14 protein-coding genes are annotated in these 14,907 nt (G+C 47.6%); 11 read left to right on the top strand and 3 right to left on the bottom strand.

Annotated elements, in window-relative coordinates; genetic code table 11:
* Positions 1-297 precede the first annotated feature (297 nt).
* On the bottom strand, positions 298-738 hold the full coding sequence (locus MKY42_RS31580) for a GNAT family N-acetyltransferase (protein ID WP_339847466.1): 441 nt from the start codon (positions 736-738) through the stop codon (positions 298-300).
* 173 nt (positions 739-911) lie between these two features.
* On the opposite strand from MKY42_RS31580, the gene MKY42_RS31575 reads away from it, so the two are divergent.
* From MKY42_RS31575 to MKY42_RS31550, 6 genes are all read left to right on the top strand, one after another.
* A complete protein-coding gene (locus MKY42_RS31575; protein ID WP_339847463.1) occupies positions 912-1,388 on the top strand; it encodes a MarR family transcriptional regulator in 477 nt (158 codons plus the stop codon).
* Between the two features lie 56 nt (positions 1,389-1,444).
* On the top strand, positions 1,445-2,545 hold the full coding sequence (locus MKY42_RS31570) for a glycosyl hydrolase family 8 (RefSeq protein ID WP_339847460.1): 1,101 nt from the start codon (positions 1,445-1,447) through the stop codon (positions 2,543-2,545).
* A gap of 114 nt (positions 2,546-2,659) precedes the next feature.
* Complete coding sequence (locus tag MKY42_RS31565) at positions 2,660-3,535, top strand: diguanylate cyclase (protein WP_179262446.1); 876 nt, start codon at positions 2,660-2,662, stop codon at positions 3,533-3,535.
* Positions 3,536-3,697: 162 nt separating this feature from the next.
* Positions 3,698-4,993: a glycosyltransferase gene (locus MKY42_RS31560; RefSeq protein ID WP_090902993.1), complete on the top strand. Its 1,296-nt coding sequence runs from the start codon at positions 3,698-3,700 to the stop codon at positions 4,991-4,993.
* 241 nt (positions 4,994-5,234) lie between these two features.
* On the top strand, positions 5,235-5,783 hold the full coding sequence (locus tag MKY42_RS31555; protein ID WP_090902995.1) for a hypothetical protein: 549 nt from the start codon (positions 5,235-5,237) through the stop codon (positions 5,781-5,783).
* Positions 5,784-5,950: 167 nt separating this feature from the next.
* On the top strand, positions 5,951-6,679 hold the full coding sequence (locus MKY42_RS31550) for a methyltransferase domain-containing protein (RefSeq protein ID WP_339847449.1): 729 nt from the start codon (positions 5,951-5,953) through the stop codon (positions 6,677-6,679).
* Between the two features lie 120 nt (positions 6,680-6,799).
* Here MKY42_RS31550 and MKY42_RS31545 read toward each other — a convergent pair whose 3' ends face one another.
* Both MKY42_RS31545 and MKY42_RS31540 read right to left on the bottom strand, forming a co-directional pair.
* Positions 6,800-7,579 carry an ABC transporter ATP-binding protein gene (locus MKY42_RS31545; protein WP_090902999.1) on the bottom strand — a complete coding sequence of 260 codons (780 nt, stop codon included), beginning with the start codon at positions 7,577-7,579 and terminating at the stop codon, positions 6,800-6,802.
* An 85-nt stretch (positions 7,580-7,664) separates the two neighbouring features.
* Positions 7,665-8,867: an MFS transporter gene (locus MKY42_RS31540; RefSeq protein ID WP_177185840.1), complete on the bottom strand. Its 1,203-nt coding sequence runs from the start codon at positions 8,865-8,867 to the stop codon at positions 7,665-7,667.
* Positions 8,868-9,009: 142 nt separating this feature from the next.
* Here MKY42_RS31540 and MKY42_RS31535 point away from each other — a divergent pair, with 142 nt between their 5' ends.
* The 5 genes from MKY42_RS31535 (at position 9,010) to MKY42_RS31515 (ending at position 14,877) form a co-directional block, all read left to right on the top strand.
* Entirely contained in the window at positions 9,010-9,909 is a 900-nt protein-coding gene (locus tag MKY42_RS31535) for a helix-turn-helix domain-containing protein (RefSeq protein WP_339847444.1), read from the top strand.
* Between the two features lie 473 nt (positions 9,910-10,382).
* Positions 10,383-11,300, top strand: a complete 918-nt coding sequence (locus MKY42_RS31530; protein ID WP_339847441.1) for an ABC transporter permease subunit — start codon at positions 10,383-10,385, stop codon at positions 11,298-11,300.
* Positions 11,301-11,329: 29 nt separating this feature from the next.
* A complete protein-coding gene (locus MKY42_RS31525) occupies positions 11,330-12,211 on the top strand; it encodes a carbohydrate ABC transporter permease (protein WP_090903005.1) in 882 nt (293 codons plus the stop codon).
* 55 nt (positions 12,212-12,266) lie between these two features.
* On the top strand, positions 12,267-13,862 hold the full coding sequence (locus MKY42_RS31520; RefSeq protein ID WP_339847438.1) for an extracellular solute-binding protein: 1,596 nt from the start codon (positions 12,267-12,269) through the stop codon (positions 13,860-13,862).
* A gap of 31 nt (positions 13,863-13,893) precedes the next feature.
* Entirely contained in the window at positions 13,894-14,877 is a 984-nt protein-coding gene (locus MKY42_RS31515) for a LacI family DNA-binding transcriptional regulator (RefSeq protein ID WP_179262452.1), read from the top strand.
* Positions 14,878-14,907 lie beyond the last annotated feature (30 nt).

The raw sequence follows: 14,907 nt of genomic DNA, 5'->3' as shown, positions 1-14,907 counted from the left end.
TTTGCTAGACATCCTTCCAATGTGGCGCTAGGCGCTACATTTAACGAACACACCGCACCTTATTGTGGCAAATGATACGAATTAGAAATTCTAAGGAACTTCAGCCACGTTAATACGGTAAAAGTAGCAGAAAAAGGTGCAGGTTAGGCTGTTAAACAGAAAATAAGGTGTATAGGATTCGTTACATTTTCAAAATGGGTAAATCCCCATTCATAGCGCTGACTGGGTTCATTAGAAACCAAAAAGAGCATCCCCAAGTCTTGTTCTTGAACTTTGAGGGTGCTCTTCTTTTTGTATTTATTTTAAGTTCTTGGTCATCAGCAGATGAGGAATGCCATCTTCCATGAATACGTCCGAGGCTGCCGTGTATCCAAGACGTTCATAGAACCCTGAGGCTTGTACCTGTGCGTGCAGCTTGGCCTTCTCAAGCCCTTGAGCGAGAGCCATCTGCTCCAGCTTATCGATAAGCACACGACCAAGTCCATGTTTCCGATAATCGATCATGACACAGATCCGTTCCAATTTGGCAACATTTTCGACTATACGCAGTCTGGATGAAGCAGCAGGAACGCCGTCTACGTAGAGCAGAATATGTTTTGCTTCCGTATCCAGTGCATCAAAGGCATCGAATTCATCCTCCGCCGGCACCCCCTGCTCTTCAACAAAAATAGCGGTACGAATGGCGAAGCAGGCGTCGAGCAATTCCTTTTTATTCGCTTCAACAATAGTTGTATTCATGAATGTTTCTCCTTTAGTCAATAGTATTCTTATCCTGACATGGTAAACTGGTAGAGAGCTTGAAAATGTATACCTGTTCCACGTGTTATCATGGTTAAAATTTAAACGGATTTAATTCAGTTATATCATCAATTATGTTGCGAATGCAACAATTATATAGAGGAGTGAATGCAATGACTAAGAAAAAAGAAGTGCTCCGTGAAATCGGCATGATTGCCCGCTGTCTGGATTCGATCAGCAACGTTGAATTCCAACATTTAAACTTGTCTCGTGGACAGTATTTGTATCTCTATCGCATTTGTGAGAATCCAGGTATCATTCCCAACCAGCTCGCTGAACTAATCAAAGTGGATCGAACCACGGCGGCCAGAGCGATCAGCAAACTGGAAGCGGACGGGTTTGTCGTCAAACAGTCGGCAATGGGTAATAAGAAGAATAAGCTGTTATATCCGACTGATGCTGGTCTTGAAGCGTGGGATTTTATTCGCAGGGAGGGTGTTCACTCCGATCAGGTAACGTTGGAGGGCTTAACGGAGGAAGAGATCGAGACAGCCGTTCATCTGCTGCGACGGATGCGGCACAACATTGAGGTGGATTGGAAATTCGTCAAAAAGGGCGGCCGCCGACCTTATATGGATCAATCTGAATGAGCTAAGAGTGATTTTTCCAGAGTTTTAAAACAACATAGGAGGAACGTATGCAGGTCATGAACCGGAAAAGACGAATGTGGTTGGTCATACTGGCAGTCAGTATAGCAGCAGCATGGATTATTTTCATAAAGGAGAGGTTTGTGATCAATGATCCATCTCCAACAGTCTCATTTGTCCAGAAGCATATGACCAACTCGAATGGCACTCTGGCCACCTATCTTCAGGATGCTCCGTCACAAGATCCAAATATAGTGGCAGGTCGAGAGGCATTGTCTGAGTCCGTCGGACTGTGGATGCAATACGCCGTATCCAAGAACGATCAGGTGTTATTTGAGCAGAGTTATGATCTCTTAAAGACTTATTTTCTGATGCCGCAAGACTATATTGCCTGGAAGGTGGACGCGGATGGAACATCACATGTGACCACCAATGCGCTTGGCGATGATGTTCGAATCGTCGGGGCATTATTGAAGGCGGCAGATCAGTGGGAGCAGGGCCGGGAGGAGAAGCTGGCAACAGCCTCTGATATTGTCCGTACACTGACGCAATCCGTTCAGAACAAGGGGTATTATGTCGATTTTCATGATTTCTCTAACGGCTCTTCCTCGGATACATTAAGTCTGGTTTATGTTGATCTGCAGGCGCTGCACGCGATGGAACAGCATGAAATGCTGGAGCCCGGAACCTATATCAAATATGAATCCCTGCTGAAAAACATGCCGGATGACGGCGTATTTTACCCTAAAGCCTTTAATGTTGTAACGAAAGAATATACATATGATGACACGGTCAACCTGATCGATCAGCTAATTGTTGCTAACCATCTAACGGCAACCGATCGGAGACCGGACAAGCTAATTGCCTTTTTGAAAAAAGAGTTCGATACCCGCCATCAGCTGCCGGGCCAATATAAACGGATGGGTCGTACACCCGCCGTATCCTATGAATCTCCATCTGTTTATGGACTCGCCCTGCTGCTCGCTGTTCAATCCAGTGATCCAAAATGGGCCAATCAGCTGTATAACCATATGATCACCTTGCGCAGTCTGGATAACGCTTATCCAGGAGGGTACGTATTTGATGGCGATACCCATATGTTTGATAACCTGTTCCCTTTGCTTGGCGAGACTGAATTACAAAAATTTCTTGAAAAGTGATAATTCCGTCATTTTATGTGTTTAATATTGTGTTAGCATAATATTTGTCTAATCATGTCATATTTTGTTGTATCCTGATTGTCACTATCAAATTCTACTGGAGAGAAGGCACTTATGAGGAATAAAGCGCCCATTCGTCGTATTGCATGGGGATATGCCAGTTTGATCGGACTAGCCGTGATCCAGCAACTCGTTGTCTATCTTAAAATTTATATGAATCAGAGTTATACCACACTGGATGTGGTGTTCAGTATTGCATCGCTTGGTGCGCTGGTTCTTGGTTTTGTGATACCTGTCGGAGTGTCTGTCGTCGCCGGATTTGTATATCTGGTCTCTTACTTTGTCTGGCTTGTTACCTATGCGGATGTGAATGTGCTGACGTTCTCATGGTGGTTATTGATCCCGGCTAATGTAGCTGTCGCAGCTTTTATTAAGGCAAGTCTTGTGCGCAGTGCCCGTGTCATGGAACGTCTACAGGAGCTGCAGGAACGTAATCCGCAGATTGATCCGGATACATCCTTGGGTAACAAGGAAGCTCTTGCTGATACGGTCATTAAGCAAAGCAATCTTGCCAGACGTTATTCGGAGCAATATGGGTTCAGCATGGCTATGTTCAAGATTGAATTTTTGCCATTGGTACTGGAGTCACTTGGTTCCGTAAGATATGCACAGTTTCTGCTGGAGCTGTCCAATACGATCCAGAAGCAAATCCGGTATGAGGATTACAAGTTTTATGTGGATCGGGGACGGTTTGTGATCATTTGCCCGATGACCGATGCGGGGTACTTGCCAGTGCTTACAGGACGGATCAAAAAAGCGATGATGGACTTGCAGATAATTGATAAAAAAGGCAATGAACTACAGACGGTTATTCGATCCGGTGCACTGGTATTCCAGAAGGAACAGTTCGGCAAGTATGAGGATATTGATGCTGTTATTGCCGCGCTGGAACGGAACACGGAGACAGATCTCATTGGAGAGTATATATAAAACTAGCGTGAAAGGAGAGATGCTCTGTGGACTACATGTCATGGTTCATCCCGATTTGTATCGCCGTCAGCTGTATGTTCGCGGTTTTTACAATTGTATTAACGATTGCTACTCTTCGCTTTCGATCCAAGGTCAATCGCAAGTATGATCGGAGGAAGGTAAGTGGCTGATTTTATATTACTACTCTCCATATTTAGTATATGGATTGCCGTATTTGAATCCATAGTCATTATGGCTGGAGCCGTTCGTTTTATTCAAAAACAGGATAAAAAGGGGATTCAGATTCCTGAGAACATGGATCATTATCCCACTGTAACCGTCATGGTACCTGCACATAATGAAGGATTGGTAATTGTAGCTACCGTGGAGCATATTCTGCGTCTGAATTATCCTGAAGATAAGGTTCAGGTCATCGTTATTGCGGATAACTGCACGGACGATACAGCGGAGAAGCTGCGGACATTTCTCAGCCAAACCAGTTATGTACATCGGAATGTGACCATTATGGAGCGTAAGGGTACGGGAGGCAAGTCTGGTGCGTTAAATGACGGTCTGGAGATATCCACGGGTGAGTGGATTTGCATCTTTGATGCAGATGCTGCCCCTGAGCGAAATTCCTTGATGTTTCTGACACAGAAGTCGTTGGAAAACCCGGAGCAATACGGTGTCGTATTTGGCAGAAATAAAGCAAGGAACCGGGGGCAGAACTTCCTTTCCAAATGCATTAATCTGGAGATTATTACATCTCAACGAGTCTACCACACAGGGCTGTGGGAATTATTCCAGCTCGGTTCTATTCCGGGGACTAATTATATTATTAAAACGGAGCTGATTCGTGAGATTGGCGGCTGGGATGTCACGGCGATCACGGAAGATACGGCATTATCCTTTGAGATTTTGAATCGAGGGCAGTTCGTTGCCCTTGCACCTCAGGCAGAAGCCTATCAACAGGAGCCGGAAAAGGTCAGCGTGTACATGAAGCAGCGGGAACGATGGGCAAAAGGGAACTACCAGGTTGTTTTGGATAATATCCATAACCTGTTCAACCGGTCCAGCTGGCGTAACAAGTTGTTGGTTTTGTATTATGCGGTCAGTTACTTTTGGTTTATGCTCGCCATCATTGTATCGGATATCATTTTTCTCGTTAATCTGGTCTACCAGATCATTGCGATGTTCAAACCGGGAGTGAGTTCACCGTTTCAATTTGCCGGAGATGCGTATGTCTTTCTCGTCATTGGCTGGGCGTTTATGTACTTTATATATGTATTGCAGATCAATCTTGCACTTGCGGCAGACATTGGGCAGAGTAATACTCGTAATTTCATATACGCCTGTGTATCCTATTTTACGTATGCGCAGCTGTTTATTCTCATCTCGATCAAAGCCTTTTACTCTTTGGTCATGGACAAGATCAAGAAACGTGAGAGTAAATGGTACAAAACGCAGCGCTTTGGTTGAGCTAGTCATCTGACAAACCACAAACCAGGCGATTTTGCATAGCAGGGCTGCTTATTCTTATAATTTAAGCAAGTATAAACTTCGAAGCATTCGCTTCCTGATATTGCAAGAAAACATCCGCCAAAAGAGTTATGGTTTCTTTGTCGATAGATGCTTTTCTTAGAAAATTCACAGAAAGCGGTGCTATACTTCTCCTCATCAGGAATAAACCATTCATTGTGAAGGGGAAGGAACAACGATCATGAACAAAGCAGCCGTAAAGAAGAAATCGTATATACCGAAGAAAGACCGTAAATGGGTATTGCTCAGTCTGGTGGTGACAGCAGTTATCTTGGTTTACGGCCTGTGGAGCATGCTGCATCTATATATCAGTACCCCGAACTGGAACGACCACCACATCCGCGAGGCTTATAAGGGTTATGGCTCTCAGGCCCGGATATTGCTCTTTATCGTACTGGGTTATTACGTGATCCTGTTTGTAATGAAACGTAAATGGCTTGACGCCTGGACGCAAATCAGGAAACTAGCTGTAAAGCTTCTGGGCATAGCCCGGCGGTTACACGTCCCGATAGCCATTGTTGCAATGGGATTGATAGCCCTTCATGTGATTGGCGCTTTTTTGTTTAACTTCAAGCTGGATTTTAATCATATTACGGGATTGCTCGCTGGGATTGCTCTGCTTCCTGTTCCGATTGCCGGGATTTTCCGTTACAAGAAACTAGATCGGCAGTGGCATCTGAGGTCGGGTCTCGCTTTTGCTGTATTGTTCCTGATCCATGCTTTTCTATAAAAAAAGAAGTACAGTGCGGCGCCAAGATAGCGCTGGCTGTACTTTTTTTGGTTTCAGGTCTACCGAGGTTGAATCAGGCAAGGGTTTCAACTATAGCTTCCAAAGGTGTATAATCTTCCAGGCTGATATGAGAGCTGAACTTCATCACTTAATGGAGGGATTGTGCAATGAGCGAACGGGGATCGGATTTTTACGAAAATGGGGCCAATTTCGAGAAGTATATGGAGCGCCGACAGTGGCAGGAGAATGCCAATGATACGTTGGAGAAGCCTGTAATGCTGGAGCTGATTGGAGACGTTGAGGGCAAGAGCATATTGGATCTCGGCTGTGGGGATGCGAGGTTCGGAGCAGAACTGCTCGGTCCCGACCACCGTGGTGGCAGTTATACGGGAATTGAAGGTTCAGTGAATATGATTCAGGCTGCCCATGAATCGATAAAGGGCCAGAACGCACAGATTGAGCAAGGATATATGGAAGATTGGAGCTATCCTGCGGATACATATGATCTGGTCATATCCAGACTGGCGATTCATTATATTGAGGATGTGGACAGCCTGTTTCGCAAAATATACCACACGTTAAAAGAAAATGGCACATTCGTATTTTCGGTAGAACATCCTGTGATTACGTCAACGCTGCAGCCTTCGGGGGTCCGAACCAACTGGGTCGTCGATCAGTATTTTGTGGAGGGATTTCGGGAGCAGCAATGGCTTGGGGGTACGGTGAAAAAAATGCATCGTTCCATCGAATCCTACTACATGGCATTACAGCAGGCAGGATTTCAAGTACAGCATCTGCGGGAATCGGCGCCTCAGCGTCAGCATTTTGTGAACGAGGAGACGTACCTGCGCAGACAGCGGATTCCGTTGTTTTTATTCCTCTCTGCCCGGAAATAGTACACAGAATACTGTGGATAATTCATAACATAGCCAAACAGCCCAAAAACCTGTCCACATGTGGATAAGATTTTGGGCTGCTTCGACTGTTCTGACTGTGAATAGATATAAACATAAAAATTATTTATCCGATGCTCTGACATAGACACGTTCTCCATGTCGATCCACATCTACAGGTGATTCAAAAAAGTTACTCAGTACGTCTCTGTTCATCAACTCGCTGGTTAATCCGCTATTCACGATCTCACCCCGCCGGAGCAGCAGGCTGTGACTGAACACAGGCAATATTTCCTCGGTATGATGAGTGACGTAGATGAGCGAAGGGGTATCCGGCTTCTGCGTCAGCTCACTGATACTTTCCAGCAGCCGCTCTCTGGAGAACAGATCGAGTCCATTGCAGGGTTCGTCCAGAATGAGTACACGCGGGTTAGCCATCAGGGCTCGGGCAATGAGCAGCTTCTGCTTCTCCCCCTGGGAGCAGGTACGATATTCGCGATCCCACAGATGCTGACAGCCGAGTGTATGCATTAATTCTCGTGCCTGATCCAAATCCTCGTCGGACAGTTTATCGTACAGTCCGATCGTGGCGTGTTTGCCGCTGATCACGACATACTGGGTGCGGTCGGTGCCATACAATTTCTCCTGAAGGGAGGAGCTGACCCAGCCAATCGACTTCCGCAGCTCACGCAAATCCACATCCCCGTAACGGTGTCCGAGCACGGATATCGTACCTTCTGTGGGCCAGAGATATCCGGTGATCATGTTCAGGAGTGTGGTTTTACCGGAACCATTCAGGCCAAGCAATGCCCAATGCTCGCCTTCGTTTACACGCCAGCTGACATCGTTCAGAAGGGTGATCGGTCCCCTTTTCCAAGTAACATGCTGTACATCAATGATCATGGGTTATTCCTTCCTTCTGTTTAGCCTCTGTCTTCATTATTCTGACCTTATTGTAGTCACAAAACGAACGACGTTTCAATGTATATTAGGCGTTTCTTGGCCGATCCCGGCGCAGGAATACAGCACACACCCCGAGCAGCGGCAAAAAAGAACATAGTTTGATGACGAATGAAATGCTGGTCACATCAATCAGGGAACCAAGCACAACCGAGCCGAGTCCCGCCATGCCGAACGACAGGCCGAAGAACAATCCCGATACCGTCCCAATATGACGCGGCAGCAGTTCCTGTGCGTAGACAATGATGACACTGAAACCGGACATCAGAATCAAACCGATGATGCCGCACAATACCATGGAGAGAGCAGGTCCCGCATAAGGCAGCAGCAGTGAAAATGGTGCAGTACCCGCGATGGAGAACCAGATCATCGGTTTGCGTCCATAACGGTCAGCCAGTGGGCCTCCGAGCAGGGTTCCAACCATGCCCGCGAATTGCAGAACGAACAGGCAGATCTGGGCCTGCGAAAGAGGCAGGTTATACGCATCGGCGTAATAAAAGGCATAGTATCCGGTCATACCGGCAATATACACGAATTTGGAAAACAGCAGCAGGATGAGGATACCCATTGTAAAAGCGACAAATCCCCGACTTACAAGCTGGGCAGCAGGCTGCACAATGCCATTTGCCTGTACAGGCTGTTGCTGACGGCTGCGATTATCCGCCAATTTGTCTCTATACCAACGGCTAACGGAAGACTGGATAACGATCCCGATTAGAGCAAAAGCCATGAGCCACAGAAAACTAAGCTGTCCATGCGGAAGCAGGATAAAGGCAACCAGCAGCGGGGCGAGAGCCTGACCTGTATTGCCACCGACCTGGAAGATGGACTGTGCCATTCCGCGTCCGCGACCTGCTGCCAGATGGGCGACGCGTGAGGATTCAGGATGGAGAATGGATGATCCTATGCCAATCAACGCTGCGGAGACAAGCAGCATCCATAACTCGGAAGACAAGGCAAAGCCGAGAACACCGATCAGGGAGAACAACATGCCTCCGGGCAGCAGGATCGGCATCGGCTTGCGATCAGACATATAACCGACCAGCGGCTGTAGGACCGATGCGGTAATATTCAATGTGAAGGCAATCCAGCCCATCTGGGCGAAACTGAGCTGCATCGTTTGCTGGAACAGCGGAAAAGCAGACGGGACAACAGTCTGCATCGCATCATTCAGCAGATGGGCGAAGCTGACTCCGGCAAGCGCCCAATTGGCGGAGTGATTGATTTGCATTTTGCTTACAGCGGCTTGTGCCACGGGAGATCACCTCGAATTATTTTTTTACCATGATAAAAGATACAGACAGATATTGTCTTTGTGAAAAGTGCTTGGAAAGTGAGCACGATTTGCTATAATGTCAGCAGGTGAGGAAACGATGGAATTATACATGATGCTGAATGGATTGGAATTGTGGAAGGCTTCTGGCGGATTCGCCAATGAACCTCATGTGCATGATGACTGGTATCAGGTTACGTTGCCTGTAAGAGGACAATGCCATCTGGTGCAGGAACAGCATGCTTATCCACTAGAAGCAGGACTGGGGATTATTGCGCATCCCCGGATGGAGCACTTTTTCGAGATTGATTCGGATTCCGCGGTGATCGTGATCAAGTTTCGTAATCCGCCAGTTGGCGGCTTGGAGGATTCAGGGAGGCAAGGGGCGCAGACCGAATTTCGGACCACACAAAGCTTCGATCCTGCTGAAATTAGCAGATTGTTTCGAGGCTGGAATGCCATTTTGCTGGACGATGCGCCTGAACCATTGCAGATACAGGAAACGGAGCTTGCCGTAGAGACCTATCTTGGACGGATGCTGACAGGTGAACCAAATGGGAGTAACCGTAACCTGACGCTGGCAACTTCAGGAACAGGTATGGCGGGGAGCGTGGGGGCTGGTCTGGTTTACGGACAGTTTAAGAATCTGCTTCAGCGAACAAGCAGCAACGGCGGAGCGTTCATTGACCCCCATCTGCGGCGCGTGCTGGAGTATATACACAGTGACTATACAAGTCCAATGGATATTGAATCGATGGCGGCGATTGCGCACCAGAGCCGATATCACTTTATGCGTTCCTTCAAGGCACTGACGGGTTCAACGCCGTATCAGTATGTGCTGAATTTGCGTGTGGAGGAAGCCACCCGACGACTGCGCCATACAACAGATTCTGTGACCACTATCAGCTTTGGGTTGGGGTTCTCCAACGTCAGTCAGTTCTACAGAGCGTTTCAGCGCGTGACGGGTGTAACACCGATGGAGTATCGGAACCAGATGTAGAATCCGAAGAGGTTGAAGCCACAGGCACACGTTTCAAAAATAGAACAATCCTGCGCTGCACCAGAACGCTGGTGGAGGCATGACAAAAGCGGGGCAGAACGGGAGATATTCGTTCGTTGCCCTTTTTTCTCGCCTTTTTACCCGCTAATATGCATCCTGACAGGAAAAACTTTGCAGATCTCTTCGCAAGCAAACACTGATTTTTGTTGTTGCCAAACCCGATGGACTTTGCTAAGATGGGAAAAATAGTTTTTGTAAGCGTATACATTTAGGGGAAAATTACAACGTTGTAATTATGGTTTTGTGTTTATGTCTACGTCTTTATTCGCTTTTTGTTTGTCTTAATATTCCATTTTTAAAGGGACCAAATGTATTTTATGTTCAAGTGGATTTTACCGAATGATGAATGAAGCGGCATGTTTGTTCCCGAAAATTCAAACGTTGTAATTTTAATGTGAAGGGGTGTCTGAAAGGTGAAAAATCGCATGTCCACGCTGTTCAGCCTGATCAAACGGGATAAATATTTGCTGCTGATGTTCTCACCCATTTTTCTGTATTACGTCATCTTCATGTATGTTCCCATGCCTGGCATGCTGCTGGCCTTCCGCAATTTCATGCCGGGGCAGGGAATGTTCAGCGGGGAATGGGTGGGCCTGAGGTGGTTTGATCAGTTCGTGAATTCCATCTACTTCTGGAGGCTGCTGCGCAACACGTTTTTACTTGCCTTTCTGCCACTCCTGTTCGGCTTCTCCATTCCCATTCTGTTCGCTGTCTGTATTGTGGAGATCAAGAATCAGGCGTTCAAACGGTTTGCCCAGACTGTCACCTACCTTCCGCATTTCATCTCGACCGTCGTTGTCGCGGGCATGATTATTAACTTCCTGTCACCCACGGACGGGATCGTGAACACCCTGATTGCCAAGCTCGGTATGGAGAAAGTAAACTTCATGATGGACGCCGGATGGTTCCGAACGATATTCACCAGCTCCGATATCTGGCAGAGCTTTGGCTTCAGCTCCATTATCTACATTGCAGCCATTATGGGCATTGACCCCGAAATGTACGATTCCGGCAAAATTGACGGCGTCAACAAATTCCAGGAGCTATGGCACCTGACACTTCCCAGCATCAAACCAACGATTGTCATCCTGCTGCTCCTGTCGCTTGGCGGCATTATGAGCGTAGGCTTCGAGAAAGTATATCTGCTCTATAACGGTGCTACTTATGAGACCGCAGACGTGTTATCCACCTACGTGTACCGGATGGGGATTGAAGGACAGAACTACGGATTTGCGACAGCCGTCGGCCTGTTCAACTCTATCATCACCTTTATGCTTGTGTTCGCGGCTAATACGATGACCCGGCGCCTGACCAAGATGTCACTCTGGTAAGACCATATCCCGACCCAAAGGAGACCTGTATGCAAAAATCGAGAAGTGACCGGTTATTCTACGGATTTGTCTACCTGCTGACCATATTGGCGGTTGTCGTTACGCTGTACCCTTTCTTGTATGTGATCAGCGTTTCATTCAGCTCGGTTGATGCGATCGACAAACAAAAGGTTGCGTTGTGGCCGGTAGGCTTCACCTTGTCCGGGTACAAAATGGTGCTGCAATACCGGGAGTTGTGGGTGTCCTTCTATAACACCCTGTGGTACACCGTTATAGGTACACTGCTGAATATTGTAGCTACGTGCCTCGCTGCATTTCCGTTATCCAGACAGCAATTTTTCCTGCGCAGAAAGCTGAACTTTTTCATCGCCTTCACCATGTATTTCTCGGGTGGGCTCATCCCGGTCTACATGCTGATTACGTCGCTGGGGCTATATAACACCCGCTGGGTGATGGTGCTTCCTGTGCTGGTTATTACGTTTAATGTCATGATCTGCCGCTCAGCCTTTGAGGGAATTCCGAATGAAATCTTCGAAAGTGCAAGCATAGACGGGGCCAATGAACTGACGATGCTGTATCGCCTGGCGATACCCATTATCAAGCCAACGCTTGCTGTGCTGACGTTATATTACGCCGTATTCCATTGGAACAACTTCTTCTCAGCCCTGCTATATCTGGGCAAACAGGATATGCAGCCCTTGCAAATGTTCCTGCGCAGGGTGCTGATCATGGCATCGCCGGAGGTCATGCAAAAAATGGGTGGCACAATGACCACGGGCGCGCTCGCGGTGTCCACCCTTCAGGTCCGGTATGTGTCGATTGTGGTCAGCATTCTGCCAATCGTTACGATCTACCCTTTTATCCAGCGGTACTTCGTCAAGGGGATCACCCTCGGAGCCGTGAAAGGATAGCCTTATTGATCACCATGTACCACCCAAGGTTGTTCATAACAAGGAGGAATAACGGATGATAATCAGAGGGGCTGGAAGAAAAAGTGTTCTCGCGGTGATACTTGCCATCAGTCTTGCAGGATGCAGCAGCAGTACAGGAGCAGGGGGAGATAAGGGCAGTGCTTCACCAAGCTCGGAGCCAGCGTTCAACTACACCGGAGCAGGTCCGGTAACGGACCAGAAAGATGCCAAGCTGTCGATTCTCGGGACCAACGCCTGGACGACCAACGTGGATCTCTCTACTGCCGAGATTGTGAAAAAAATTGAGAGCAATGCCGGGGTAACGGTCGATTGGGATCTCATTCCCCCACAGAACTACGCGGATGCGGTGAATCCAAGGCTTGCGGCTGGAACAGGATTGCCTGATATCGTCTATCTGCCGGATCAGGATCAGCTCATGAAATACATTAACAGTGGTCTGTTTATTCCGCTGAACGACCTGGTGGAGAAGTATGGTGTGAATCTCAAAAAAATATACGACAAATCCCCATCCGTCAAAGCCAGTTTAACGACGCCAGATGGTAAAATGTATTATGTTCCGCAGCAAACGCTTACGAAAAACTACATGCCGGTGTTCATGGTGAATGAACGCTGGTTGAAGAAGCTGAGACTGAATGAACCTACAACATTGGATGAGTTCACAGCGATGCTGCGCAAATTCAAGACAGACGACCCGAACGGTAATGGCAAAGCGGATGAAATACCGTTGTCCATGGAATCCAAGTTTGTGCCGATGGCATTTGGTCCTGCTTTTGGCCTTGATCTGTCCAATCAGTTCTATGCGGATGACCAGGGCAAGGTGCATTTCAGCTATTATGAGCCTGCCTACAAGGAATATCTGACATACCTGAATGGACTTTACAAAGAAGGCCTGCTCGGGGTGGACTACGCCAGTACCACAAGTGATCAGGTGACCTCCCGCATCTCGCAGGATGTAACCGGAGCTACGTTTAATTTTAGCTGGTACATGTCGATGGTCTACAGTCCGCTGTTCAAGGATTATGACCCGGCGGAGCCTATCTTCAAAGGCATTCTGCCACTGAAAGGCCCGCATGGAGATCAGTTTTATATCGGACGTACGCCTGTGAGCGGCATTTTTGGAATCTCCAAAGACAGCAAAAATCCGGAGCTCGCCTTCCGTTTCCTGGATTATGCAGTAAGTGAAGAAGCGCAGACGTATTATACGTGGGGCATCAAGGGTGATACGTATACCGAAGAAAATGGCGTGAAGACATTCACGGACAAAGGCAAGGACAATGACTATATCCAGAAACTCGGCATTGGTCCCGTGAATCTGCCGAACATTCAGTCTACGGATTCGGCCGATTCCGTTGTGGCTGAGTGGCATGCCAAGCTCGACAAGGAATTGGAGCCATACATCCACGAGCCGTTTCCATTCGTATATGCTCTGCCGGATGAAGCGAGTGTAGAGAGTATGTCCATGCCGGATATTACGACGTATGTGGAAGAGATGAACTTCAAATTTATAAGCGGAGATACCAGTCTGGATCAGTTTGACAGTTATATCGAGACTTTGAAAAAAATGAACATTGAGCAGGTTATTGCCGGCAGACAGGCGCAATATGACCGGTATAAAGCTGCACAGCAATAAGCTTCCCAAGGGTTGAGAGGTGTTGATTGATTTGATAACCATTAAGGACATTGCCAAACTGGCGGGAGTGAGCTACAGCACGGTATCCAAGGCACTCAACGGTGATCCCCGCATCAAACCGGCGACGCGGCAGAAGGTGCTCGCGGTTGCGGAGAAGCATCAATATCGAAAAAACATTATGGCACAGCAGCTTTCCACCGGCAGAAGCAACATTATTGGCTTTGTTCTTGATGAACTGAGCAATCCGTTGTTCTCGAATATATCGGGCAATCTGCATGCGGAGCTGAAGAAGCGTGGATACCAGATGATTTTGGTCGTCGCGGATGATGGGCTGGATGTTTTTAGCCAGCTTCGCGTGGATGGATGTATCCTGTGGGATTATGCGCTGGATAATCGGGATGCCTTCTGGAAAAAGTTTGCAACACTAAACATGCCATGTTTCGTGCTTGGTACAGATGAAGCCCCGAATTCCCCTTACATCAAGATTGACCGGAAAGAGGGCATATACAAAGCGGTTGAACATCTGAAATCACTGGGACATCACCAAATTGGTTTCATTGGAAACTCTCAAAATATCAAGCTTGAAGGGTATCGGGAAGCGTTGCAGCGCACAGGACTTGAATTTGATCACCGCCATGTGCTGCCTGCACATTCCTCCTGGGAGGACGGATATTTTGCCATTCGGCAGTACACGTTTGAATCGGATTCGCCAACGGCGTTTATTGGCTTGAATAACCTGGTGACCCGAGGTGCGCTGCGGGCTTTGCTGGAAGCGGGCTACAGTGTGCCCAATGATATTTCGTTAATCGGTTATGATGATTTGCCGGATATGCAGTATGCCGAGGTGGCGCTAACCACCATTGGCCCGCCCCTGGATGAACTGGCCGCACAGGCAGCAGAGCTGATCGTATCTTTGATCCGTGATGAGCAGGTGGATTATCCGGTCATTATCCAACCGAAGCTGAATCACCGCAATTCGACGGCGATTTGTCGGCAGCAAGTGTCTGAACATTAAGGATAGGCTAAGTACAACATTCAAGGTCCA

Source organism: Paenibacillus sp. FSL W7-1088 (genome assembly GCF_037969855.1).
Taxonomy (GTDB): Bacteria; Bacillota; Bacilli; order Paenibacillales; family Paenibacillaceae; genus Paenibacillus.
This window is presented reverse-complemented; position numbering and strand designations above follow the sequence as displayed.